The sequence below is a fragment of the Acidovorax sp. M2(2025) genome (genome assembly GCF_049330835.1).
Lineage (GTDB): Bacteria > Pseudomonadota > Gammaproteobacteria > Burkholderiales > Burkholderiaceae_C > Acidovorax.
This window is the reverse complement of the sequence record NZ_CP186262.1, coordinates 377,166-400,598: the sequence shown is the minus strand read 5'-3', so window position 1 is coordinate 400,598 and position 23,433 is coordinate 377,166. Positions and strand designations below refer to the sequence as shown.

Sequence of the window (23,433 nt, the reverse complement as noted above, 5' to 3'; positions counted from 1 at the left end):
CCCCATGGCCGGCCAGCCCGCCGCACAGATCCGCATTGGAATTTCAGGGTGGCGCTACGCACCCTGGCGTGGCGCGTTCTACCCGCCCGGCCTGCCCCAGGCCCAGGAGCTGGCCTTTGCCGCGCGCCAGTTTCCGGCGATTGAGCTCAACGGCTCGTTCTATTCGCTGCAACGCCCGTTTAGCTACCAACGCTGGGCGGAGCAGACGCCGCAAGGCTTTGTATTTGCCGTCAAGGGCCCGCGCTACATCACCCACATCCTCCGGCTTCGGGACATCCGCCCGGCGCTGGCCAACTTCTTTGCCTCGGGCGTGCTGGCGCTCGGGCCCAAGCTGGGGCCCCTGCTGTGGCAGCTGCCACCCGGCCTGGCTTACGAAGCGGGCTTGCTGGACGAGTTTCTGGCCCAGTTGCCCCACGATGGCGAGGCCGCGCTGCGGCTTGCCGGCGAGCGGGAGGCGCGGATGCACGGAAAGGAGTGGCTGGGCCCGGTTGCGCCCTTGCGCCTGCAGCACGCCCTGGAAGTGCGCGACCCCAGCTTCTGCCAACCCGCGGCGGCCGCCCTGCTGCAGCGCCACGGCGTGGCCCTGGTGGTGGCGGACACGGGCGGGCGCTGGCCCGAACTGGGCGATGCCACGGCAGACTTCGTTTACATCCGCCTGCACGGCGCGCCGAAGCTGTACGCCAGCAACTACGGGCAGGCGGAGCTGGCAACCTGGGCCGAGCGCCTGCGCGCCTGGGCCGGTGGAGGCATGCCGGCCGGCATGGCGCGGCTGGCAGCGGCGCCCCCGCCGGCGCGGCCGCGCAATGTGTTCTGCTTCTTCGACAACACCATGAAACCCTTCGCGGCAGAGAATGCGCTGGCACTGGCCCGGATGCTGCAGCTACACGACCAGTTGCAGCTGCCGCGTTGAACCCGCCCAAGCCCGGCTCAGGGATGCGCTGCACGGCCGGCCCCGGCATCTGCCTGCCGGAGCGCTGGCGCCGCGCCTTCCTGAAACGCCCGGGCGCAGCTGGCAGAGAACAGCAGTACGGCCGACGAGAAGTAGATCCACATCAGCAGCACCACCAGCGAGCCCGCAGCGCCGTAGGCCGACACGATGGCGGCGGTCGACAGGTACCAGACCAGGATCTGCTTGCCCACCGTGAACAGCGTGGCGCCCACCACGGCGCCCGCCACCAGGCAGCGCAATGGGGGTTTGGAGCCCACGCCGATGCGCATCAGGCCCACAAACAGGGCCACGGCAAAGCCGAAGGCCACCGCTTCGTTCACCAGCTGCAATACCGGGGCCAGCGGCAGCAGCGACAGGTGCGCGCCTGCCCAGTGGGCCAGCACATTGATCAACGTGGACAACACCAGGGAGACCAGCAGCAAAAAGCCCAGGGCGAGCACGTAAGCCAGGCCGCGCAATCGCAGCGATGCCATGTGCCACCAGGCGGCGCGCGGCTGGGCCGGTGCTCCGCCCCGCCACAGGTGACTCAGGGCCGACTGCAGCTCCACGAACACGCCGGTGGCCCCCGACAGCAAGACGGCAAACCCCAGTAGCGAGGCAATGCGCCCTTCTGACGGCGCCTGCGCGCTGGCCAGCGCCTGGCGCACCACTTCGGCGACCTGGCGTCCCATCACACCCTGCACCTGGGCAATCAGACTGCTTTCCAGGTAGCTGCGGTCCACCCACCAGCCCAGCACGCCCACCAGCAGCAACAGCAAGGGCGCCAGGCTGAGCATGCCGTAGAACGACATGGCGGCGCTCATGCGCAGGCCGTCTGCGTCCAGCCACAGCGTGGTGGCGCGCCAGAAGGGCTGCAAGGGCCTCCACACCGGCTGGGCCAGGTGCAGTGCGCGTTCTTTGAGGGGGACAGCGGTCATGCGGCAAGCCTAAACCCCGGGGCAGTCCGCGTCCAGCCGGGGACTCCGGCAGCCGGGGTAGGCGCTGTCCCACACGCGCGCGAGCGCCGGCGGCGGGGCCGATATCCTTGCGGCTCCACTACCTGCCTGCCGGAGATGCCCCTGATGGATTCCCGCTCCCTTGAACGCCTGCGCGCCACCCTCCAACGCCACGTGGACGACGGCCTGCTGCCCGGTGCGGTCGCGCTGGTCCACCACCAGGGCCGCACGGTGCTGCGGGAGGCGGTGGGCTGCCTGCGGCCCGGCGGGCCTGCCATGGCCGCCGACAGCCTGTTTCGCATCTACTCGATGACCAAGCCCATCGCGTCGCTCGTGGCCCTGATGCTGATGGAAGAAGGCCGGCTGCCGCTGTCCCGGCCCGTGGCGCACTATCTGCCCGCGTTTGCCGGCCAGCGGGTGTACGACGCGGCCACGGACACCACGGTGCCTGCCGCCCGCGAGGCCACCGTGCAGGACCTGCTGCGGCATACCGCCGGCTTGAGCTATGCCTGGGAGCCGGGCGCCGTGCCCGACCTGTACCGGGCGGCGCGGGTGGGTTCGCGCCACCGCACCAATGCGGAGCTGGCCGCGGCGCTGGGCCCCCTGCCCCTCGTGCACCCGCCCGGCAGCCGCTGGGAGTACAGCCGCGCCACCGATGTGCTCGGCGCCGTGCTGGAGGTGGTGGAGGGCGACACCCTTGGCGCCATCCTGCGGCGGCGCGTGCTGGAGCCGCTGGGCATGCGCGACACCGGCTTTCACGTGGCGGCTGCGGAACAGCACCGGCTGGCCGAGCCGTTTGCGCGGGACCCGCAGACCGGCGCCGGGGTGACGCTGAACGATGTCTCGGCCCCGCCGGCCTTTGAGTCGGCGGGCGGGGGCCTGGTCTCCACGGCCGATGACTACGCGCGGTTTTTGCGGGTGATGCTGGGGCGCGGCACCGGCCCAGGCGCCGACGACCATCCCGTGCGCCTGGTAGGGCGCGCCACCGTGGACTTCATGACGGCCAACCACCTGGGCGACATCCCGGTGGTCGGGGACATTCTGGCCCCCGGCTACGGGTTCGGATTGGGCGTGGCCGTGCGCACGGCCGCCGGGCAGACGGCCTGGCCTGGCACGCCGGGGTCGTACAGCTGGAGCGGCATGGCCGGCACGGTCTTTTTCGTGGACCCGGCGGAAGACCTCTTTGCCATTTTGCTGACCCAGGCGCCGGGGCAACTGCGCTACCTTGGGGAGCTCTACCCCGCCCTGGTTTACGCAGCGCTCTGACCCCGGGGCGCCCGGGGGGCCTATACACTCCCTCCCATCACCGGCGGCACGGGAGTGCGGGCTGGGCGGCTCATCACCAGGCCGGGCGCAAGCCGCCCGCTGGGAACGGATCAAAACACTTCTATGCAGATTCGCTGCGCACTGGTCGGGATGCCCGGCTCGGGCAAAACCACCATCGGGCGCCAGCTGGCGGCCCGCGCGGGCGTACCCTTCGTGGACCTGGACCACCGGCTGGAACAGATGCTGGGCACCAGCATCCGGCAGTTCTTTGAAGCCGAAGGCGAGGCCGCCTTTCGGGACCGCGAGGCCCAGGTGCTGGCCGAGGTGGCCCGGCAGCCCGGCGGCATGGTGCTTTCCACCGGCGGGGGGGCGGTGCTCCGGCCGGAAAACCGCAAGGTGCTGCAGGAGTTCGGCAATGTCCTCTACCTGCGCGCGTCGCCCGAAGACATCTACAAGCGCGTCAAGCACGACAAGACGCGCCCCTTGCTGCAGGGCGGGAACCCGCTGGACAAGCTGCGTGACCTGTACGCGCAACGCGACCATTTGTACCGGGAAGCCGCCCACTACGTGATCGAGACCGGGCGCCCGACGGTCCACACGCTGGTGAACATGATCATGATGCAGCTGGAGATGGCGGGGAGCGCGCAAACCACCGCGGCCGGCGGATTGGCGTGAAGGGACACCCCGGGCCTCGGTTCGGCGCCAGTACCGGCCCCCGCCCTGGCGCAACCGCTCTATTCAAGGCAAAAATGGGCTCTAGCGCCCGCGAATAAAGCGCAAACAGCTATTGTTTTGATAGCGTTTTCCGCCCTGGCGGCCGCTGCCTTACTGCAGCTTGCTCCCGGGGTTACCGGCACGCGCCGCAGGGGCGGTCGGAGCGGCCGCGTACACTTTTTTGGCACCGGCCCGTTGCCCGGTTTCTCTTGTCTGGTCATCCACCATGTCCACCCCAGCCCTGCCCCTGGATCCCGCCGTCTGTCCGCTGTGCGGCGGGCCCAATGCATGCGCCATGGCGCAAGGCCAGCCGGCCGAGCGTTGCTGGTGCATGCAGGCGACCCTGAACCCTGCGGCGCTGGCCGCGGTACCGGAAGCGCTTCGGCGCAAGGCCTGCATCTGCGCACGCTGCGGCATGCATTTGGCAACACCCAGCCCCGGAGAGGCGCCGCCAGCGCCGATATGATCGAACGCTTTGCACGCACAAGGATCCGATATGCCCACGTACCACATTGAAATGATGGAAGGCCGCACGGTCGAACAGAAGAAGAAGCTGGTGGAAGAAATCACCCGCGTTTCCGTGGAAATCCTCGGCGGCTCCCCCGAGTCGGTGGACATTCTCATCACCGACGTAAAGCGCGAAAACTGGGCGACCGGCGGCAAGCTCTGGACCGAGCGCTCCTGACCCCCGGCGCCCCGGCGGCTGCCCGGCACAGCCAGAACGGCCACGGCCTGACAATGACTTCTTCCAGCTCCCCCTCGGTGCTTCAGGCGCGGTACGGCGAGCGCTACCGCTGGCTGCTGCTGTTCTCGGTGATGGTCGGCACCATGGCCTCCATCATGTCTTCGACCATCGTCAACGTGGCGATTCCGGACATGAGCCACTACTTCACGCTGGGCCAGGCCCGGGCGCAGTGGGTGACCTCGGGCTTCATGGTGGCCACCACCGTCTCCATGCTGACCACTCCGTGGCTGTTGTCCCGCTACGGGTACCGGGCCACCTACGTGGGTTCGATGGTGCTTCTCCTGGCCGGCGGCATCGCCGGGGGCCTGTCGCAGAGCTTCGGGCTGGTGCTGGCGGCCCGGGTGGCCGAGGGGCTGGCAGCCGGGGTGGTTCAGCCCATTCCGGCGGTCATCATCCTGTACGCCTTCCGGCCCCACGAGCAGGGGCGTGCCAGCGGCGTCTTCGGCATGAGCGTGGTGCTGGCACCGGCGCTGGGCCCCAGCATTGGCGGCCTGCTGGTCGACTGGTTCGGCTGGCGCTCGATCTTCTTCATGGTCGTGCCGCTGTGCCTGGCATCGCTGGTGCTGGCCTACAAGTTTGTGCCCGTCACCGCCCCCGGCGGTGTCGAGGCCAACCGGCGCGGCGAACCCCTGGACTGGCGTGGCCTGTTGTTAGGCGCGGGCGGCACTTTGTGCCTGCTCAATGGCCTGGTGTCGCTGCACGGTGGCTCGATGGCACCGGCCCTGGCCCTGCTCGGCGCAGCCGGGGCCTGCGTGGCCGCCTTCGTGGTCTGGCAACGCCGCCTTGCCCGCCTGGGCCGCAGGCCGCTGATGGACTTGCGGCTGTTCCAGTCCCGCCAGTTCGCCATGGGCAGCATCGTGGCCTTCATCTACGGGACCGCCTTGTTCGGCTCTACCTACCTGCTGCCCGTGTTCCTGCAGCTGGGGCTGCAATTGTCCGCTTCCCATGTCGGCACCCTGATGCTCCCCGCGGGGCTGGTGCTCGCCGTCACGATTGCGATGGTGGGCCGGCTGGCCGACCAGCATCCGACGCATTGGCTGGTCGGCACAGGGCTGGCCTTGCTGGCAGCCTCTTTTGGATTGATGGCGCTGGTCAGCAGCCATACCTCGCTGTGGATTCTCGTGGCCCTGGCCATCCTGGGCCGGGTGGGGCTGGGGTTCATCCTGCCTTCGCTGAACCTCGGCTCCATGCGTTCGCTCGACAAGACCCTGATCTCGCAGGGCTCCAGCGCCATCGGCTTCGTGCGCATGCTGGGCGGGGCGGCGGGGGTGAGTCTCTGCGGTATCGTGCTGGAATGGCGGTTGAAGGTGCACGGCGTGTCCTTGGCGCCGGGGCTGGGAGACAGTGCGCGCATGGCCGCCTTCGGCGAGACCTTTCTCATGCTGACCGGGCTGTGCCTGGTGGCGCTGGTCGCCGCTTGGCAGCTCAACGAACGCCGCCCAGGCGACGAAACCATCGCCTCGTGAGGTGCTCCGTGCTGCCCGGATGCTCCGCAGCAACCACCCTTCGAAGGCCGGGCGCGCCCCGGGCCTCCGCGAAGATTTCCAGGCCCTCCGGCCCATTACCCCCATCGTCAAGTGCAAGGACGTGAGCCACCATGTGCCAACTCCTGGGAATGAATTGCAACACGCCGACCGACATCACGTTCAGCTTTTCCGGCTTCGCGCAGCGGGGCGGCAAGACGGACCACCACGCGGATGGCTGGGGAATCGCTTTTTTTGAAGGCCGGGGATTGCGGCACTACGTGGACCACCTGCCCGCGGCCGAGTCGCCGGTGGCCGACCTGATCCGGCACTACCCGATCAAGAGCGAAAACGTCATTGCGCACATCCGCAAGGCCACCCAGGGCCGGGTGAATCTCGAGAACTGCCACCCCTTCGTGCGCGAACTGTGGGGGCGCTACTGGGTGTTTGCCCACAACGGCGATCTCAAGGACTTCCGTCCCCGCCTCCACGCCCATTTTCGGCCGGTCGGCCAGACGGACAGCGAACACGCCTTCTGCTGGATCATGCAAGAGTTGGCCAAATCGCACGCCAGCGTTCCGTCAATCCGGGAACTCACGCTGACGCTGGCCGAACTGGCCTCCCGCATCACGCCCCACGGGACCTTCAATTTCCTGCTGTCACAGGGCGACGCGCTCTGGGCCCATGCCACCAGCAGCCTGTACTACCTGGAACGCCGGGCACCGTTTGGCCCGGCCCAGTTGAGCGATGACGAACTGGAGCTGGATTTTTCGCAAGAAGCGTCCGCAACCGACGAAGTGGCTGTCATCGCCACCAGTCCCTTGACGCGGAACGAGGCATGGACCGCTCTGGCCCGCGGCGAAATGGCGGTGTTTGAGAAGGGCCGCAGGTTGGCGATCTCGCCCGCCCAGTGAAGGCAAGGCGTCTGTATTGGGCCTGCCTGAAATGGAGTGCGAGAGCGTGTGGCGCGGCGCATTGCGCGCCCTGGGCATGCCCGCCCGCGAACCTATGGGGTGGCGATGTGCGCCCGCCAAAGCGGGCTTGAACTCCGTCCTTGCTCCCGTTCCTGCGGGTTTTCGGATCGGAGATGTCTGAACTTTTTGCGCAACTGCAAAGCAAAACGCCCTTCTACTCATAGAGCAGAAGGGCGGTTTGGGGCTGTAAGAGCCTGACGATGACCTACTTTCACACGGGTATCCGCACTATCATCGGCGCAAAGTCGTTTCACTGTCCTGTTCGGGATGGGAAGGAGTGGTACCAACTTGCTATGGTCATCAGGCATAACTTGGTGCTGGGCAGTGGTTGAGGACTGCCTGGCGAATTCATAGAGTTTGGAATCAGTTTTAGTTTTGACTGCGTCTAACTTGGCATAACAGACTTTGAGCTTTTGCACAGATGTGCGTTGGCTATCAAAGTTATAGGGTCAAGCCGCACGAGCAATTAGTATCAGTTAGCTTAACGCATTACTGCGCTTCCACACCTGACCTATCAACGTCCTGGTCTTGAACGACTCTTTAGGGGGCTCAAGGCCCCGGCAGATCTCATCTTGAAACGAGTTTCCCGCTTAGATGCTTTCAGCGGTTATCTCTTCCACACTTAGCTACTCGGCAATGCCACTGGCGTGACAACCGATACACCAGAGGTGTGTCCACTCCGGTCCTCTCGTACTAGGAGCAGGCTTCCTCAAATCTGCAGCGCCCACGGAAGATAGGGACCAAACTGTCTCACGACGTTTTAAACCCAGCTCACGTACCTCTTTAAATGGCGAACAGCCATACCCTTGGGACCGGCTACAGCCCCAGGATGAGATGAGCCGACATCGAGGTGCCAAACACCGCCGTCGATATGAACTCTTGGGCGGTATCAGCCTGTTATCCCCAGAGTACCTTTTATCCGTTGAGCGATGGCCCTTCCATACAGAACCACCGGATCACTATGTCCTGCTTTCGCATCTGCTCGACTTGTCAGTCTCGCAGTTAAGCACGCTTATGCCATTGCACTATCGTCACGATGTCCGACCGTAACTAGCGTACCTTCGAACTCCTCCGTTACGCTTTGGGAGGAGACCGCCCCAGTCAAACTGCCTACCATGCACTGTCCCCGATCCAGATGATGGACCTAGGTTAGAACCTCAAACACACCAGGGTGGTATTTCAACGTTGGCTCCATGAGATCTAGCGACCTCACTTCAAAGCCTCCCACCTATCCTACACAGATCTGTTCAAAGTCCAATACAAAGCTACAGTAAAGGTTCATGGGGTCTTTCCGTCTTTCCGCGGGGAGATTGCATCATCACAAACATTTCAACTTCGCTGAGTCTCAGGAGGAGACAGTGTGGCCATCGTTACGCCATTCGTGCAGGTCGGAACTTACCCGACAAGGAATTTCGCTACCTTAGGACCGTTATAGTTACGGCCGCCGTTTACTGGGACTTCAATCAAGAGCTTGCACCCCATCATTTAATCTTCCAGCACCGGGCAGGCGTCACACCCTATACGTCCACTTTCGTGTTTGCAGAGTGCTGTGTTTTTATTAAACAGTCGCAGCCACCGATTTTTTGCAACCGCGTTGGGCTCCCTTTGTACAAGATCACCTACTTGCGGCATACCTTCTCCCGAAGTTACGGTATCAATTTGCCGAGTTCCTTCTCCTGAGTTCTCTCAAGCGCCTTAGAATACTCATCTCGCGCACCAGTGTCGGTTTGCGGTACGGTCGTCAATAGCTGAAGCTTAGTGGCTTTTCCTGGAAGCAGGGTATCACTCACTTCGGCTGCAAGCAGCCTCGTTATCACCCCTCATCTAAGCCCGGCGGATTTGCCTACCAGGCACGACTACAGGCTTGAACCAACATATCCAACAGTTGGCTGAGCTAACCTTCTCCGTCCCCACATCGCACTATTGATCGGTACAGGAATATTGACCTGTTTCCCATCAGCTACGCATCTCTGCCTCGCCTTAGGGGCCGACTCACTCTACGCCGATGAACGTTGCGTAGAAAACCTTGCGCTTACGGCGAGGGGGCTTTTCACCCCCTTTAACGCTACTCATGTCAGCATTCGCACTTCTGATACCTCCAGCATCCGTTACCAGACACCTTCACAGGCCTACAGAACGCTCTCCTACCACGTGCAATAAATTGCACATCCGCAGCTTCGGTAACTGGCTTAGCCCCGTTACATCTTCCGCGCAGGACGACTCGATCAGTGAGCTATTACGCTTTCTTTAAATGATGGCTGCTTCTAAGCCAACATCCTGACTGTTTTAGCCTTCCCACTTCGTTTCCCACTTAGCCAATTTTAGGGACCTTAGCTGGCGGTCTGGGTTGTTTCCCTCTTGAGTCCGGACGTTAGCACCCGGTGCTCTGTCTCCCAAGCTGTACTCTTCGGTATTCGGAGTTTGCATAGGTTTGGTAAGTCGCCATGACCCCCTAGCCTAAACAGTGCTCTACCCCCGAAGGTAATACTTGAGGCACTACCTAAATAGTTTTCGGAGAGAACCAGCTATTTCCAAGTTTGTTTAGCCTTTCACCCCTATCCACAGCTCATCCGCTAGTTTTGCAACACTAGTCGGTTCGGACCTCCAGTACCTGTTACGGCACCTTCATCCTGGCCATGGATAGATCACTTGGTTTCGGGTCTACACCCAGCGACTGATTCGCCCTATTCGGACTCGATTTCTCTACGGCTTCCCTATTCGGTTAACCTTGCCACTGAATGTAAGTCGCTGACCCATTATACAAAAGGTACGCCGTCACCCTTGCGGGCTCCGACTTTTTGTAAGCATGCGGTTTCAGGATCTATTTCACTCCCCTCCCGGGGTTCTTTTCGCCTTTCCCTCACGGTACTGGTTCACTATCGGTCGATTACGAGTATTTAGCCTTGGAGGATGGTCCCCCCATATTCAGACAGGGTTTCTCGTGCCCCGCCCTACTTTTCTCTAACTTAGTACCACACGTCTGCTTTCGCATACAGGGCTATCACCTACTATGGCCGGGCTTTCCATCCCGTTTTGCTAACAGTCGTGCTATCACTAGAAGGCTCTTCCAATTTCGCTCGCCACTACTTTCGGAATCTCGGTTGATGTCTTTTCCTCGAGCTACTGAGATGTTTCAGTTCACCCGGTTCGCCTCGCATGACTATGTATTCATCATGCGATACCTCTTGCGAGGTGGGTTTCCCCATTCAGAAATCTCCGGATCAATGCTTATTTGCCAGCTCCCCGAAGCTTATCGCAGGCTATCACGTCTTTCTTCGCCTGTAATCGCCAAGGCATCCACCACATGCTCTTAGTCACTTGACCCTATAACTTTGACATCTCTTTCAAGATATCGCCATCATCTTCAAGGACTTGCCAGGTCTTTCACCTGGCGCGTTATGCCGTAATGTGAATATTTCCTCGATATCACTATCAAAGAACATTCGTCATTACTGAATTTCAATCAGCTTTCGCTTATTGAATATTCGTTTTGACGCAATCAAAAAATTGTCATCAGAGGCACGGTCTGCACTAAACCTTTACGAATGTGCAGTTTCCTCTGACAACGCTGATTCGACTCTATGAATTTTTAAAGAACAGCCGATTGATCAATCGATATTGATCAACAACAAAGTAGCCTCTTGCAAAGCCACTTTGGTGTTGAATTACCAGTGCGTTGGTGGTGGAGGATGACGGGATCGAACCGACGACCCCCTGCTTGCAAAGCAGGTGCTCTCCCAGCTGAGCTAATCCCCCAGTGTCCTCTCACGTATCTTGCCATCGGAATTTGGTGGGTCTAGTTGGGCTCGAACCAACGACCCCCGCCTTATCAAGACGGTGCTCTAACCAGCTGAGCTACAGACCCATTCCACATCCAAGCGAATCCCTTCGCTGGTCTGCGGCTTCTTCCAACAACCGATAAGTGTGGGCGTTCAATCTTGAATGCTGTTTTCCAGAAAGGAGGTGATCCAGCCGCACCTTCCGATACGGCTACCTTGTTACGACTTCACCCCAGTCACGAACCCTGCCGTGGTAATCGCCCTCCTTGCGGTTAGGCTAACTACTTCTGGCAGAACCCGCTCCCATGGTGTGACGGGCGGTGTGTACAAGACCCGGGAACGTATTCACCGCGACATTCTGATCCGCGATTACTAGCGATTCCGACTTCACGCAGTCGAGTTGCAGACTGCGATCCGGACTACGACTGGCTTTATGGGATTGGCTCCCCCTCGCGGGTTGGCAACCCTCTGTACCAGCCATTGTATGACGTGTGTAGCCCCACCTATAAGGGCCATGAGGACTTGACGTCATCCCCACCTTCCTCCGGTTTGTCACCGGCAGTCCCATTAGAGTGCCCTTTCGTAGCAACTAATGGCAAGGGTTGCGCTCGTTGCGGGACTTAACCCAACATCTCACGACACGAGCTGACGACAGCCATGCAGCACCTGTGTTACGGCTCTCTTTCGAGCACTCCTCTATCTCTAAAGGATTCCGTACATGTCAAAGGTGGGTAAGGTTTTTCGCGTTGCATCGAATTAAACCACATCATCCACCGCTTGTGCGGGTCCCCGTCAATTCCTTTGAGTTTCAACCTTGCGGCCGTACTCCCCAGGCGGTCAACTTCACGCGTTAGCTTCGTTACTGAGTCAGTGAAGACCCAACAACCAGTTGACATCGTTTAGGGCGTGGACTACCAGGGTATCTAATCCTGTTTGCTCCCCACGCTTTCGTGCATGAGCGTCAGTGCAGGCCCAGGGGATTGCCTTCGCCATCGGTGTTCCTCCGCATATCTACGCATTTCACTGCTACACGCGGAATTCCATCCCCCTCTGCCGCACTCCAGCGATGCAGTCACAAATGCAGTTCCCAGGTTGAGCCCGGGGATTTCACATCTGTCTTACATCACCGCCTGCGCACGCTTTACGCCCAGTAATTCCGATTAACGCTCGCACCCTACGTATTACCGCGGCTGCTGGCACGTAGTTAGCCGGTGCTTATTCTTACGGTACCGTCATGAACCCCCTTTATTAGAAGGAGTCTTTTCGTTCCGTACAAAAGCAGTTTACAACCCGAAGGCCTTCATCCTGCACGCGGCATGGCTGGATCAGGCTTGCGCCCATTGTCCAAAATTCCCCACTGCTGCCTCCCGTAGGAGTCTGGGCCGTGTCTCAGTCCCAGTGTGGCTGGTCGTCCTCTCAGACCAGCTACAGATCGTAGGCTTGGTAAGCCTTTACCCCACCAACTACCTAATCTGCCATCGGCCGCTCCGTTCGCGCAAGGCCTTGCGGTCCCCTGCTTTCATCCTTAGATCTTATGCGGTATTAGCAAAGCTTTCGCTCCGTTATCCCCCACGATCGGGCACGTTCCGATGTATTACTCACCCGTTCGCCACTCGTCAGCATCCGAAGACCTGTTACCGTTCGACTTGCATGTGTAAGGCATGCCGCCAGCGTTCAATCTGAGCCAGGATCAAACTCTACAGTTCGATCTTGATTTTTTCGCTCTTTCGAGCAACTCATAAAAAGAATTGAAGTGAACTTCACTTCTATCTCATGAGCGTTTAAGTGCTATGCACTCGGTTACTAGAACCTTGGCACTCGCCATCAAACGCCCACGCTTATCGGCTGTATGTTTTTAATGAACCAGACAACAAATCAGACCGAAGTCTTCTCTCTTATCTCGACCTAGCTGCGATCAGCTGAGCCTTGAATTCTAGCACGGTTTTTAAAGAACCGTCAAACTTTTTGAAAACTTTTTTGTTTTCATCACCGATCAGATTCAGCACCTTGCAGCACCACCTTCGATCAGCGAAGCCTTGAATTATATACCGGTTTTTACGCCGCTTGCAACCCAAGACCAAACTTTTTTTCTTCTTTACCTCCGCAGCATCTGTCCCCTAAAGAACTAGCAGCGCGGGTAGCGAAGCCCTCTACTATAGCACTGGTTTGGGGGGCTGGGGAATTCCCTGGAAGATTTTTTCCGTTCTGACCCAGACGAACGCGCCCTCAGGCGGCAGCCGCCTCCAAGGCACCCACAAACGCCGCAGCGACGTCGTACCCCGTCTGGTCGAAGATCTCCTGGAAGCAGGTGGGGCTGGTGACGTTGATCTCGGTCACGCAATCCCCGATCACATCCACCCCGGCCAGCAGCAGTCCCCGCTCCTGCAGCACCGGCCCCAGGGCGTTGCCGATCTCCCAGTCGCGCGGCGACAGCGGCCTGGCGACGCCTTTGCCGCCCGCAGCCAGGTTGCCGCGCACTTCGCTGCCCTGGGGGATGCGCGCCAGACAGAAGGGAACAGGCTTGCCTCCAATGATGAGCACCCGCTTGTCGCCGTCGATGATCTCGGGCAGAAACTTCTGCACCATCACGCTCTGCGCACCGTGGCGGTTCAGCGTCTCAGTGATGCTGCCCAGGTTGAGCCCGTCGGGCCCGACGCGGAAGATGCCCATGCCCCCCATGCCGTCCAGCGGCTTGAGGATGATGTCCTGGTGCTCGCCATGGAAGCGCCGGATATCGCCCGGGTCGCGCGTCACCAGGGTGGGCCCGATGAATTCGGGGAATTCCATGATGGCGAGCTTTTCCGGGTGGTCGCGCAGGGCGCGGGGCTTGTTGAACACCCGTGCGCCGTCGCGCTCCGCCTGCTCCAGCAGGTGCGTCGCATAGAAGTACTCGCTGTCGAAGGGCGGGTCCTTGCGCATGAGCACGGCATCGAACTCCACCAGCGGGGCGGTGCGCTCCGGCTGCGCGCTGTACCACTGCGCGGGGTCCCCGGTCAGCTGGATATCGCACACACGGGCGGCCACCTTGCTGCCGCGCTGCCACACCAGGTGCTGGGGTTCGCACACCGCCAGGGTGTGGCCGCGGCGCTGGGCCTCGCGCATCATGGCGAAGGTGGTGTCCTTGTAGATCTTGAAGCTGGGCAGCGGGTCGGCAATAAAGAGCAGTTTCATGGTGCTTGGAATCACTAAATAAGAACACTGGAGCGCACCGGGCCTTGCGCCTGGAGCAACCCGTGGCTCACGCGGGCCCCGCGGGCCGACGCCCGTACTGTTGCACAAATAGCGCAAGGCTGCCGGCCACCACGCCCCAGAAGGCCGAGCCCACCCCGGCCACCACCACGCCGCTGAGCGTGACCAGGAACGTAATCACCGCCGCCTCGCGGTGCAGTTCGCTGCGCACCGCCATGGCCAGGCCGTTGCCGATGGTGCCGAGCAGTGCCAGCCCGGCGATGGCCACCACCAGCTCCTTGGGAAAGGCCGTCAGCAGGCCGGTGATCACCGCGCCCACCAGGCCGATGGCGACGTACAGGGCGCCGCAGCTCACGGCCGCCGTGTAGCGCCGGTCGCGGTCCTCATGGGCTTCGGGCCCCATGCACATGGCGGCCGTGATGGCGCTGAAGTTCAGCGCAAACGCTCCGAACGGCGCCAGGACCAGCGTGGCGAGTCCGGTCAGCGTGATCAGCCGGGACACGGGCAGGTCATAGCCCGAGGCACGGATCACGGCCACTCCCGGCAGGTTCTGCGAGGCCATGGTGACCACGAAGAGCGGAATTGCCAGGCTGATGGTGGCGGCCAGGCTGAATTGCGGCGCGGTGAAGACCGGCAGGGCCATCTCCAGCTGGACGGCAGACCACGCCATCTGCCCCTGCAACGCCGCAAACGCCACGCCCACCGCCAGCGTGATGACCACGGCGTAGCGCGCAGCCAGCCGGCGCGCAAGCAGGTAGGCGGCCCCCATGCAAAGCACCAGCGGCAGAGCCGTCTGCGCCGCCGCAAACGCCTGCAGGCCAAAGCGCGCGAGCACCCCGGCGAGCAGCGCCGCCGCGATTTCCATGGGAATGCGGTCCATCACCCGTTCAAACCACCGCGTGGCGCCCGCCACGGTGATCAGCAGGGCGCTGACCATGAAGGCGCCCACGGCCTGCGCCATGGTGAAGCCGCCCGCCAGCCCGGCCGTGGCCAGCACCGCCGCGCCGGGGGTCGACCACGCCACCATGACCGGCTTGCGCAGAATGAGCGAGGGCACCAGCGAGCACAGGCCCATGCCGAGCCCCAGCGCCCACATCCAGGACGTGACCTGCACCGGGGTGGCGCCGAAGGCCTGGGCGGCTTGGAACACGATGGCAACGGAACTGGTGAACCCCACCAGAACGGCCACAAACCCCGCGGTGAACGCGGACAGGCTCAGGTCTTTGAAAAACTGCATGGGGCGCGATTCTGGCACTGCGCACCGGGCGCCGCGGCGCGGCGGGCCGTCTGCAAGGGGCGCAGGCACGACGGGGGCGCAACCAGCCGCTAGATAGCCAAATTGCCCTCTAGCGCTTTACCATAAAGCGCTAGCAGCTATAACTAATATAGCAACACTCGCTCCACTGCCTCGGCTGGCGTGCCGCCCCTCCGCGCGGGCGGCGCCGGTTCACGCGCCAGCGCTGCCCGGGTGGGGAATGCCGTCCACGGGGCATTCCTCGGTGCCCACCATGGGCCGGGTCAGGGCCTCGACAGCTGCGCGGGTTCCTTCGGGGTCGGACACCCAGCGCTGGTAGAAGGCGTAGGGGCAGGCCGCCACGCCGCTGGCGCCTTCGCCCGAGTGGATCAGGCCGCTGTAGCCGCGGTGCAGCAGCTTGAAGAGGTGGTTCTCGCTCTGCCCGTGCTTGCGGAAGTCCCGGATCAGGCGCTTGGACAGCGCCGCGTACTGCACGCCCATGGATTCCTCGCCGCACTCGCCCAGGGTGCGGCCATCAAAGCCGATGAGGGCGCTGTGGCCGAAGTAGCTGTACACGCCGTCAAAGCCGGCCGCGTTCGCAACGGCCACGTAGCTGTTGTTGGCAAAGGCCATGGCCTTGCTCATCAGGATCTGCTGCTCCTTGGCGGGGTACATATAGCCCTGGCAGCGCACGATCAGTTCGGCCCCCTGCATGGCGCAGTCGCGCCAGATCTCAGGGTAGTTGCCGTCATCGCAGATGATGAGACTGATCTTCAGGCCCTTGGGGCCGTTGGTGACGTAGGTGCGGTCGCCGGGGTACCAGCCCTCGATGGGGGTCCACGGCATGATCTTGCGGTACTTCTGCACGATCTCGCCCTGGTCGTTCATCAGGATGAGCGTGTTGTAGGGCACCTTGTGCGGGTGCTCCTCATGCCGCTCGCCGGTGAGCGAGAAAACGCCCCAGACCTTGGCCTGGCGGCAGGCGGCCGCGAAGATCTCGGTCTCCTCGCCCGGGATGGTGGCGGCGGTGTCCATCATCTCCTGGCGGTCGTACAGGATGCCGTGGGTGCTGTACTCGGGAAAGATCACCAGGTCCATGCCCGGCAGTCCCGTCTTCATGCCGATCAGCATGTCGGCAATCTTGCGGGCGTTGTCCAGCACCTCGGCCTTGGTGTGCAGGCGGGGCATCTGGTAGTTGACGACCGCCACACCGACGGTGTCCATGCTGCTTGAAATGTCGCCGTGGATCATGGCGTGGGCTCCTGCAAATCAGATCAAGGGAAAGCGCGGCCTCAGTGGCTGATCATCCAGGGCCGCTTGGAGGGAAAGGCCTTGGCGCCATCGGGTGCCGTCACGGTGCTGCTGCGCCTGCCGCCTCCGCCCGCGCTGCAGCAGCCGCACCCGGCGGGATGGCGCAGCCGGCCGTAGCTGCCCGCGTCGCCGTCGCGCGAGGAGCGCGGCGCGTGCCGGGCGCGCTCGTTGGTGTCGAACGCGCGCCGCTGCTCCGGGCTCACGCAGGCCAGGTGGGGCGCGTGCGCGAACACGCGCGCGGCCGGCGCGCCGCAGCCGGGGCAATCGCAGGGCTCGTTGCGCTGCGCGATGCTGCGCAGTGCGTCGAAGGGGCCGCAGGAGGCGCAGGCATAGTCGTAGGTGGGCATGGGCGTTGGGGGTGAAGTGAGGGAGCGGCGGGTGCAAGGCCAGGCGGCGCAGCCGGCCTACTTGTCCTGCGAGATCGGCATGTCGACACTGCCGTCCAGCACCTTCACGGGGCCTGCCGACGTGGGGTTGATGTCAAAGTCGAAGATCTCCGTCGGCAGCCACAGCGTGGCGCAGGCGTTGGGCACGTCCACCACGCCGCTCACATGGCCCTGCACCGGCGCGGTGCCCAGGATGGAATACGCCTGCGCACCGCTGTAGCCGAACTTCTTCAAGTACTCGATGGCGTTGAGGCAGGCCTGGCGGTAGGCGATGGTGACGTCCAGGTAATGCTGCTTGCCTTGCTCATCCACCGAGATACCCTCGAAGATGAGGTAGTCCTTGTAGTTGGGCGTGATGGGGCTGGGCTTGAAGACCGGGTTCTTGATGCCGTACTTGGCCATGCCGCCCTTGATGAGGTTCACGCGCATGTGCACCCAGCCCGCCATTTCGATGGCGCCGCAGAAGGTGATCTCGCCGTCGCCCTGGCTGAAGTGCAGGTCGCCCACCGACAGTCCGCCGCCTTCCACGTACACGGGGAAATACACCTTGGAGCCGCGTGAGAGGTCCTTGATGTCGCAATTGCCGCCGTGCTCGCGCGGGGGCACGGTGCGCGCGCCCTCGGCCGCAGCCTTGGCGCGGGCCTCGCCCTGCAGCTTGCCCATGTGCGCGGTGGCCGGCGCCGGTGGGTTGGCCAGGCCGGGCACGCGGGTGGGGTTGGTGGCAATCAGTGCCGCCTCGCGCTCGTTCCAGGTGTCCAGCATCTTCTGGTCGGGCAGGCAGCCGATGAGGCCGGGGTGGATCAGCCCCGCGAAGTTGACGCCGGGAATGTGGCGGCTGCGGGTGAACAGGCCGTGGAAGTCCCAGATGGACTTCTGCGCCAGCGGGAAGTGCTCGTCCAGAAAGCCGCCGCCGTTCTTCTTGGAGAAAAAGCCGTTGAAGCCCCACAGGCTGTCGTCCCGCGCGCCGATGTCCAGCAGGTCCACCACCAGCAGGTCGCCGGGCTCGGCGCCCTTGACGCCCACGGGGCCCGAGAGAAAGTGCACCGTGGAGAGGTCGACGTCGCGCACGTCGTCCGCGCTGTCGTCGTTCTTGATGGCGCCGCCGGTCCAGTCATAGGTTTCCAGCTTGAACTCGGCGCCCGGCTCCACCCAGACGGCCATGGGGATGTCGGGATGCCAGCGGTTGTGCACCTGCGGGTTGTCATACGGCGATTGGTTGAGGTCAACCTTGATGAGGGTCTCGGCCATGGTGTGCTCCTTGGAGTGACGAAAAAGGGTGAGGCTGGGGCTGCGGGGCTGCCGCGCGGCGCGCCCTCAGACGGAGAGGTACGCCTTGATGTGCTGCTGGTCGGTGTCGGCGCGGGCGGTCTCGTGCACCAGGCGCCCGCCCTCGATGACGAACAGGCGGTCCGCCACGTCCATGGCAAACGAAAGCACCTGCTCGCTGACCACGATGGTGATGCGGCGCAGCTTGCGGATCTCGTTGAGGGCCTTGGCGATGTCCTTGATGATCGAAGGCTGGATGCCCTCGGTGGGCTCGTCCAGCAGCAGGACCTTGGGGTCGGTGACCAGCGCGCGGGCAATGGCCAGCTGCTGCTGCTGCCCGCCCGAAAGATTGCCGCCCTTGCGACGGCGCATGTCCCACAGCACGGGAAAGAGCGCGTAGATCTCGTCGGGAATGCGCTTGTCCTTCGCGTTCTCCAGGCCGGTCTGGATGTTCTCTTCCACCGTGAGGGTCGGGAAGATCATGCGCCCCTGCGGCACGTAGGCAATGCCCTTGGCCACGCGGCGGAAGCTCTCGTCGCGCGTCACGTCCTGGCCCGCCACGCAGATGCTGCCGCTCTTGGCGGGCAGCACGCCCATCAGGCTCTTGAACAGCGTGGTCTTGCCCATGCCGTTGCGGCCCATGATGGCCACGGTTTCGTTCTCGCGGCCCTCGAACGAGATGCCGTGCAGCGCTTCGCTCTGGCCGTAGGCGACAAACAGGTCTTCGACTTTCAGCATGGTTGTGCTCCAGAGAGTTCCGGCCGGTGGCCATCGAATGTGGCGCCCGCACTGCGCGGTCCAGGCCAGCGGCCGCCGCGCAAGGGCCGCCCCGCCGCGCTGGCGGTGTCCCCCTTCCCGCAGTGCGCAGCAATGCGAGAGAAGGGGGAAGCTGCGCAGCCGCTCAGGGGGATGTGTTGCATCTCAGTGACCCAGGTACACGTCGATGACCTTGGGATCGGCCTGCACCTTCTCCATCGGGCCTTCGGCCAGGATCTTTCCCTGGTGCATCACCGTGACCTTGTGGGCAATGCGCTTGACGAAATCCATGTCGTGCTCGATCACGATCACCGACCGGTTCTGGCAGATGCGCTGCAGCAGCTCGGCCGTCAGCTCGCGCTCGCGGGCGCTCATGCCGGCGATGGGCTCGTCCAGCATCAGCAGCTCCGGCTCCTGCATCAGCAGCATGCCGATCTCCAGCCACTGCTTCTGTCCGTGGCTGAGCAGGCCGGCCTCGGTGCCGAGTTTGTCGCCCAGGCCGATGTCTTCGGCCACCACCTGCACGCGGGCGCGCACCGCGTCCGTGCAGCGGAAGGCCAGCGCGCCCAGCACCGAGCGGCCGGCGGGGTAGGAGACCTCCAGGTTCTTGAACACCGAGAGGTTCTCGTAGATGGAAGGCGTCTGGAACTTGCGGCCGATGCCCAGGCGCACCCGCTGGTGCTCGGGCATGCGGTTGAGCTCCTCGTTCTTGAACTTGATGCTGCCGCCGGTGGCGCGCGTCTTGCCGCAGATGAGATCCAGCAGCGTGGTCTTGCCGGCGCCGTTGGGGCCGATGATCACGCGCAGCTCGTTCTTGTCCACGTACAGCGTGAGGGCGTCGATGGCCTTGAAGCCGTCGAACGACACGCTGAGGTCTTCCACGGCCAGGGTGAAGTCGGTGTTGCTCATGGCGTGCTCCGGGGGAAAATCAGGCGCCCTGCCCGGTCGCGCCGGTCGGTGCGGTGGCGGGGGCTGCGGCGGCGTTGCCGGCGGCTGCCGCGGGCGGCGCCGGTGGCCGCACCGCTGCGCGTCGCAGCGCTTCGCGCCGCCCCTGCCACCACGGCACGATGTGGCTTTCCCATAGCCCGGCCAGGCCCATGGGGAACGCCATGGTCACGCCGATGAACAGCGCCGCCATCAGGAACAGCCACAGGTCGGGAAAGCTCTCCGAGAAGAACGTCTTGCCCGCGTTGACCAGCAGCGTGCCGTACACCGCGCCCACCAGGCTCATGCGCCCCCCCACGGCGGCATAGATCACCATCTCGATGGAGGGCACGATGCCCACGAAGCTGGGCGACATGAACCCCACCTGCAGCGTGAACAGCGCGCCGCCGACGCCAGACAGTGCCGCGGCAAGGCAGAACGTGAAGATCTTGAAGTCAGCCACGTCGTAGCCCGAGAAGCGCACGCGGTCTTCCTTGTCGCGCATGGCCAGCAGCAGCGTGCCCACCTTGCCCGTCTGGATCCACCGGCACAGCACGATGGCGCCCAGCAGCAGTGCCACACACACGTAGTAGAGGATGACCTTGGCGCTGTCGGTGCGCGTGTCCCAGCCCCAGAGGGTCTTCAGGTCCGTCATGCCGTTGACGCCGCCGGTGTAGCCCTGCTGGCCGATGATGAGCACCGTGAGGATCAGCGCGACCGCCTGGGTGATGATGGCGAAGTACACCCCGCCCACGCGGCGCTTGAACATGGCAAAGCTGATGAGCCAGGCCAGCAGCGTGGGCACCGCCACCACGGCCGCCAGGGCGAACGGCAGGCTCTTGAAAGGCACCCAGAACGACGGCAGGGCCGTGAGCTGGTTCCAGTCCATGAAGTCCGGGATGCCGGGGGTGGACTGGATCTGCGTGCTGACCGGATCCGACGCCTCGAGCTTGAGGAACATGGCCATGGCATAGCCGCCCAGCCCGAAGAACACGCCCTGCCCCAGGCTGAGCACGCCACCGTAGCCCCATACCATCACCAGGCCGATGGCCACAAAGGCATAGGTCAGGTATTTACCGACCAGGTTCAGGCGGAAGACGTCCAGCGCAAGCGGTAGCACCACGGCGAGCAGCGCGGCCAGCAGCACCAGGCTGGCGAGCTGGTACCTCTGGATCCAGGCTTTGAGGGCATTCATTGGGTAACTCCGTTGAGAACGTGGGGCATCAGCGCCGGACCTTCGAAGCGAACAGCCCCTGCGGCCGCACCATGAGGATCAGCACGATGAGCGAGAGCGTGATCACCTTGGCCATGGATCCGGCCAGGAAGAACTCGGTGATGGACTGCGTCTGCGCGATGCCGAACGCCGAGACCACCGTGCCCAGCAGGCTGGCCGCGCCACCGAAGGTGACCACCAGGAATGCATCGACGATGTAGAGCGATCCCGATGTGGGGCCCGTGGAGCCGATGGTGGTGAAGGCCGCCCCTGCCACGCCCGCAATGCCGCAGCCGATGGCAAAGGTGAGGCGGTCGGTCCGTTGGGTGTCGATGCCGATGGCATTGGCCATCACGCGGTTGCTCACCGTGGCGCGCACCCGCAGGCCCCAGCGGCTCTTGTGCAATGCCAGCAGCACGCCCGCCGTGACCACCGCCGTCAGCGCCAGCACGAACAGGCCGTTGATGGGGATGTCCAGACCCTCGGCCGGGGCCCAGGAGCCCATCAGCCAGTCCGGCAGCGTGGGGCTGACCTCCTTGGGGCCGATGAAGGTGCGAAAGCACTGCTGCAACGCCAGGCTGATGCCCCAGGTGGCCAGCAGCGTGTCCAGCGGGCGCTTGTACAGATGGCGTATCAGGCCCCACTCCACCAGCCAGCCCGCCATGAAGGCGAACCCGAAGGCGGCCACGATGGCCACCGGGAAGTAAAACGGCATGAAGCCCGGCGCATACTGCCCCGTCAGCACCGAGCCGAGGTAGATGGTGTAGGCGCCGATGGTCATGAACTCGCCATGCGCCATGTTGATCACGCCCATCTGGCCGAAGATGATCGCCAGCCCGAGGCCCATGAGGAGCAGCACCGCGAACAGGCTCAACCCCGCGAAGCCCTGCATCAGGCCGATGTTCATCATTTCGGAGAAAGTCATGGTGCAGCTCCTGCGTGCAAGCCCAGCGGAAGACATGGCGATCCGGGGCGCAGCGAGGGAGGGCTGGCCTTGCCGGACGCACGGAGGCGCGGCGCGCCTCGGCGGGTGATTACTGGTAGCCCTTGGGGAAGGGATCGGGCTTGATCAGCTCGGGCGATTCGGACACCACCTTGAACGTGCCGTCCGGCTGCCCCACCGCGATGCGCGACTTGCTCCACAGGTGGTGGTTGGCATCCACCTTCACGTAGCCTTCGGGGGCGGTCTTGAGCTCGATGCCGGGCGATGCGGCCACCACCTTGTCCACGTCGAAGCTCTTGGCCTTCTCGACCGCGGCCTTCCACAGCCAGGGGCCCAGGTAGCCGGCCTGCGTCACGTCGCCGATCACCGCGTTGGGGCCGTACTTGGCCTTGAAGGCGGCCACGAACTTCTTGTTGTTCTCGTTGTCCAGGGTCTGGAAGTACTTCATCGACGAGAAGAAGCCGGTGAAGTTCTCGCCGCCCACGCCGGTCATCTCGTCCTCGGTGACCGACAAGGTCACCAGCAGCTGCTTGTCGCCCGTGATGCCCGCGGCCTTGAGGGCCTTGTAGAAGGCAACGTTGGAGCCGCCCACCACGGCCACGAACAGGCAGTCGGGCTTTTGCACCTTGATCTTGTTCATCAGCGAGCCGAAGTTCGTGCTGCCCAGGGGGTAGTACTCCTCGCCAACGACCTTGCCCTTCTGGAAATTCTCGATGTGCTTGCGCGCGATCTTCATCGAGGTGCGCGGCCAGATGTAGTCCGATCCGATCAGGAAGAAGGTCTTGGCCTTCTTCTCCTTCTGCGCCCAGTCCAGGCTGTAGAGGATCTGCTGCGTGGCCTCCTGCCCGGTGTAGATCACATTCTTCGACTGCTCCAGGCCCTCGTAGAACGTGGGGTAGTACAGCAGGCCGTTTTCCTTCTCGAAGACCGGCAGCACGGCCTTGCGCGAGGCGCTGGTCCAGCAGCCGAAAACGGCGGCGCAGCGGTCGTTGATGAGCAGCTTCTTGGACTTCTCGGCGAAGGTGGGCCAATCGGAGGCCCCGTCTTCCTTGATGACCTTGATCTTGCGGCCCAGCACGCCGCCCATGGCGTTGATCTGGTCGATGGCCAGCTGCTCGGCCTGGATGGAGCCGGTCTCCGAGATGGCCATGGTGCCCGTGGCGGAGTGCAGCTGGCCCACCGTCACCTCGGTGTCGGTCACCGCCAGCTTGGTGGTATTGACCTGGGCCGTGGGCTGGGCCAGCGACCAGGCCGGGAATCCCGCCACGGAGGCAGCGCCCAGCGCCTGCAGCACGCGGCGGCGACCGGTGTCCGTGGCGGCGGTGCCGATGGCGTGGGGGTCGAATGGAAGCTTCTTCATGGAGACACTCCTTGCGGGAACAGGGT

Annotated in this window: 18 protein-coding genes, 2 tRNA genes and 3 rRNA genes; 7 read left to right on the top strand and 16 right to left on the bottom strand. The window is 63.4% G+C overall.

Annotation, left to right across the window (positions count from 1 at the left end):
* Positions 1 to 4: 4 nt before the first annotated feature.
* A complete protein-coding gene (locus ACOYR3_RS01795; protein ID WP_422844816.1) occupies positions 5 to 910 on the top strand; it encodes a DUF72 domain-containing protein in 906 nt (301 codons plus the stop codon).
* A gap of 17 nt (positions 911 to 927) precedes the next feature.
* Here ACOYR3_RS01795 and ACOYR3_RS01790 read toward each other — a convergent pair whose 3' ends face one another.
* Positions 928 to 1,866, bottom strand: coding sequence for a YihY/virulence factor BrkB family protein (locus tag ACOYR3_RS01790; RefSeq protein WP_422844815.1), 939 nt, complete (start codon positions 1,864 to 1,866; stop codon positions 928 to 930).
* Between the two features lie 144 nt (positions 1,867 to 2,010).
* Here ACOYR3_RS01790 and ACOYR3_RS01785 point away from each other — a divergent pair, with 144 nt between their 5' ends.
* The 6 genes from ACOYR3_RS01785 (at position 2,011) to ACOYR3_RS01760 (ending at position 6,986) form a co-directional block, all read left to right on the top strand.
* Positions 2,011 to 3,150 (top strand): serine hydrolase domain-containing protein, encoded by a 1,140-nt coding sequence (locus ACOYR3_RS01785; protein WP_422844814.1) that lies wholly within the window; start codon positions 2,011 to 2,013, stop codon positions 3,148 to 3,150.
* Between the two features lie 123 nt (positions 3,151 to 3,273).
* Positions 3,274 to 3,825, top strand: a complete 552-nt coding sequence (locus ACOYR3_RS01780; protein WP_422844813.1) for a shikimate kinase — start codon at positions 3,274 to 3,276, stop codon at positions 3,823 to 3,825.
* A 265-nt stretch (positions 3,826 to 4,090) separates the two neighbouring features.
* Positions 4,091 to 4,330 carry a cysteine-rich CWC family protein gene (locus ACOYR3_RS01775; protein ID WP_422844812.1) on the top strand — a complete coding sequence of 80 codons (240 nt, stop codon included), beginning with the start codon at positions 4,091 to 4,093 and terminating at the stop codon, positions 4,328 to 4,330.
* A gap of 30 nt (positions 4,331 to 4,360) precedes the next feature.
* On the top strand, positions 4,361 to 4,549 hold the full coding sequence (locus ACOYR3_RS01770; RefSeq protein WP_291489047.1) for a 4-oxalocrotonate tautomerase: 189 nt from the start codon (positions 4,361 to 4,363) through the stop codon (positions 4,547 to 4,549).
* 53 nt (positions 4,550 to 4,602) lie between these two features.
* Complete coding sequence (locus ACOYR3_RS01765) at positions 4,603 to 6,075, top strand: DHA2 family efflux MFS transporter permease subunit (protein WP_422844811.1); 1,473 nt, start codon at positions 4,603 to 4,605, stop codon at positions 6,073 to 6,075.
* A gap of 131 nt (positions 6,076 to 6,206) precedes the next feature.
* On the top strand, positions 6,207 to 6,986 hold the full coding sequence (locus ACOYR3_RS01760; RefSeq protein WP_422844810.1) for a class II glutamine amidotransferase: 780 nt from the start codon (positions 6,207 to 6,209) through the stop codon (positions 6,984 to 6,986).
* A gap of 252 nt (positions 6,987 to 7,238) precedes the next feature.
* Here ACOYR3_RS01760 and rrf read toward each other — a convergent pair.
* The 15 genes from rrf to urtA form a co-directional block, all read right to left on the bottom strand.
* Positions 7,239 to 7,351, bottom strand: a 5S ribosomal RNA gene (rrf, locus tag ACOYR3_RS01755).
* 140 nt (positions 7,352 to 7,491) lie between these two features.
* Positions 7,492 to 10,370: ribosomal RNA gene (locus ACOYR3_RS01750) — 23S ribosomal RNA — on the bottom strand.
* A 356-nt stretch (positions 10,371 to 10,726) separates the two neighbouring features.
* Positions 10,727 to 10,802, bottom strand: a tRNA-Ala gene (locus ACOYR3_RS01745).
* A gap of 32 nt (positions 10,803 to 10,834) precedes the next feature.
* Positions 10,835 to 10,911: transfer RNA gene (locus ACOYR3_RS01740), tRNA-Ile, on the bottom strand.
* Positions 10,912 to 11,002: 91 nt separating this feature from the next.
* Positions 11,003 to 12,531 (bottom strand): 16S ribosomal RNA (locus tag ACOYR3_RS01735).
* Together the 16S, 23S and 5S rRNA genes with 2 tRNA genes alongside form the textbook arrangement of a ribosomal RNA operon.
* A 520-nt stretch (positions 12,532 to 13,051) precedes the next feature.
* On the bottom strand, positions 13,052 to 13,996 hold the full coding sequence (gshB, locus tag ACOYR3_RS01730) for a glutathione synthase (protein ID WP_422844809.1): 945 nt from the start codon (positions 13,994 to 13,996) through the stop codon (positions 13,052 to 13,054).
* 67 nt (positions 13,997 to 14,063) lie between these two features.
* Complete coding sequence (locus ACOYR3_RS01725) at positions 14,064 to 15,251, bottom strand: benzoate/H(+) symporter BenE family transporter (RefSeq protein ID WP_422844808.1); 1,188 nt, start codon at positions 15,249 to 15,251, stop codon at positions 14,064 to 14,066.
* A 210-nt stretch (positions 15,252 to 15,461) separates the two neighbouring features.
* On the bottom strand, positions 15,462 to 16,499 hold the full coding sequence (locus ACOYR3_RS01720) for an aliphatic amidase (protein ID WP_422844807.1): 1,038 nt from the start codon (positions 16,497 to 16,499) through the stop codon (positions 15,462 to 15,464).
* A gap of 41 nt (positions 16,500 to 16,540) precedes the next feature.
* Positions 16,541 to 16,906 (bottom strand): FmdB family zinc ribbon protein, encoded by a 366-nt coding sequence (locus tag ACOYR3_RS01715; RefSeq protein WP_291487888.1) that lies wholly within the window; start codon positions 16,904 to 16,906, stop codon positions 16,541 to 16,543.
* 57 nt (positions 16,907 to 16,963) lie between these two features.
* Entirely contained in the window at positions 16,964 to 18,193 is a 1,230-nt protein-coding gene (gene fmdA / locus ACOYR3_RS01710; RefSeq protein ID WP_422844806.1) for a formamidase, read from the bottom strand.
* Positions 18,194 to 18,259: 66 nt separating this feature from the next.
* Complete coding sequence (gene urtE / locus ACOYR3_RS01705; RefSeq protein ID WP_422844805.1) at positions 18,260 to 18,949, bottom strand: urea ABC transporter ATP-binding subunit UrtE; 690 nt, start codon at positions 18,947 to 18,949, stop codon at positions 18,260 to 18,262.
* Between the two features lie 183 nt (positions 18,950 to 19,132).
* Positions 19,133 to 19,876, bottom strand: a complete 744-nt coding sequence (gene urtD / locus ACOYR3_RS01700) for an urea ABC transporter ATP-binding protein UrtD (RefSeq protein ID WP_422844804.1) — start codon at positions 19,874 to 19,876, stop codon at positions 19,133 to 19,135.
* 19 nt (positions 19,877 to 19,895) lie between these two features.
* Complete coding sequence (urtC, locus tag ACOYR3_RS01695; RefSeq protein WP_422844803.1) at positions 19,896 to 21,086, bottom strand: urea ABC transporter permease subunit UrtC; 1,191 nt, start codon at positions 21,084 to 21,086, stop codon at positions 19,896 to 19,898.
* A 28-nt stretch (positions 21,087 to 21,114) separates the two neighbouring features.
* Positions 21,115 to 22,029 carry an urea ABC transporter permease subunit UrtB gene (gene urtB / locus ACOYR3_RS01690; protein ID WP_422844802.1) on the bottom strand — a complete coding sequence of 305 codons (915 nt, stop codon included), beginning with the start codon at positions 22,027 to 22,029 and terminating at the stop codon, positions 21,115 to 21,117.
* Positions 22,030 to 22,138: 109 nt separating this feature from the next.
* Positions 22,139 to 23,407 carry an urea ABC transporter substrate-binding protein gene (urtA, locus tag ACOYR3_RS01685; RefSeq protein ID WP_422844801.1) on the bottom strand — a complete coding sequence of 423 codons (1,269 nt, stop codon included), beginning with the start codon at positions 23,405 to 23,407 and terminating at the stop codon, positions 22,139 to 22,141.
* Between the last annotated feature and the right edge of the window lie 26 nt (positions 23,408 to 23,433).

Bases quoted from the DNA above. Each gene is read 5' to 3' on its own strand.
- urtB (WP_422844802.1), bottom strand. From the start codon at position 22,029: ATGACTTTCTCCGAAATGATGAACATCGGCCTGATGCAGGGCTTCGCG.
- ACOYR3_RS01725 (WP_422844808.1), bottom strand. From the start codon at position 15,251: ATGCAGTTTTTCAAAGACCTGAGCCTGTCCGCGTTCACCGCGGGGTTT.
- ACOYR3_RS01785 (WP_422844814.1), top strand. From the start codon at position 2,011: ATGGATTCCCGCTCCCTTGAACGCCTGCGCGCCACCCTCCAACGCCAC.
- ACOYR3_RS01790 (WP_422844815.1), bottom strand. From the start codon at position 1,866: ATGACCGCTGTCCCCCTCAAAGAACGCGCACTGCACCTGGCCCAGCCG.
- gshB (WP_422844809.1), bottom strand. From the start codon at position 13,996: ATGAAACTGCTCTTTATTGCCGACCCGCTGCCCAGCTTCAAGATCTAC.
- ACOYR3_RS01760 (WP_422844810.1), top strand. From the start codon at position 6,207: ATGTGCCAACTCCTGGGAATGAATTGCAACACGCCGACCGACATCACG.
- urtD (WP_422844804.1), bottom strand. From the start codon at position 19,876: ATGAGCAACACCGACTTCACCCTGGCCGTGGAAGACCTCAGCGTGTCG.
- urtE (WP_422844805.1), bottom strand. From the start codon at position 18,949: ATGCTGAAAGTCGAAGACCTGTTTGTCGCCTACGGCCAGAGCGAAGCG.
- ACOYR3_RS01715 (WP_291487888.1), bottom strand. From the start codon at position 16,906: ATGCCCACCTACGACTATGCCTGCGCCTCCTGCGGCCCCTTCGACGCA.
- ACOYR3_RS01765 (WP_422844811.1), top strand. From the start codon at position 4,603: ATGACTTCTTCCAGCTCCCCCTCGGTGCTTCAGGCGCGGTACGGCGAG.
- ACOYR3_RS01795 (WP_422844816.1), top strand. From the start codon at position 5: ATGGCCGGCCAGCCCGCCGCACAGATCCGCATTGGAATTTCAGGGTGG.
- fmdA (WP_422844806.1), bottom strand. From the start codon at position 18,193: ATGGCCGAGACCCTCATCAAGGTTGACCTCAACCAATCGCCGTATGAC.
- ACOYR3_RS01775 (WP_422844812.1), top strand. From the start codon at position 4,091: ATGTCCACCCCAGCCCTGCCCCTGGATCCCGCCGTCTGTCCGCTGTGC.
- ACOYR3_RS01720 (WP_422844807.1), bottom strand. From the start codon at position 16,499: ATGATCCACGGCGACATTTCAAGCAGCATGGACACCGTCGGTGTGGCG.
- ACOYR3_RS01780 (WP_422844813.1), top strand. From the start codon at position 3,274: ATGCAGATTCGCTGCGCACTGGTCGGGATGCCCGGCTCGGGCAAAACC.
- urtC (WP_422844803.1), bottom strand. From the start codon at position 21,086: ATGAATGCCCTCAAAGCCTGGATCCAGAGGTACCAGCTCGCCAGCCTG.
- urtA (WP_422844801.1), bottom strand. From the start codon at position 23,407: ATGAAGAAGCTTCCATTCGACCCCCACGCCATCGGCACCGCCGCCACG.
- ACOYR3_RS01770 (WP_291489047.1), top strand. From the start codon at position 4,361: ATGCCCACGTACCACATTGAAATGATGGAAGGCCGCACGGTCGAACAG.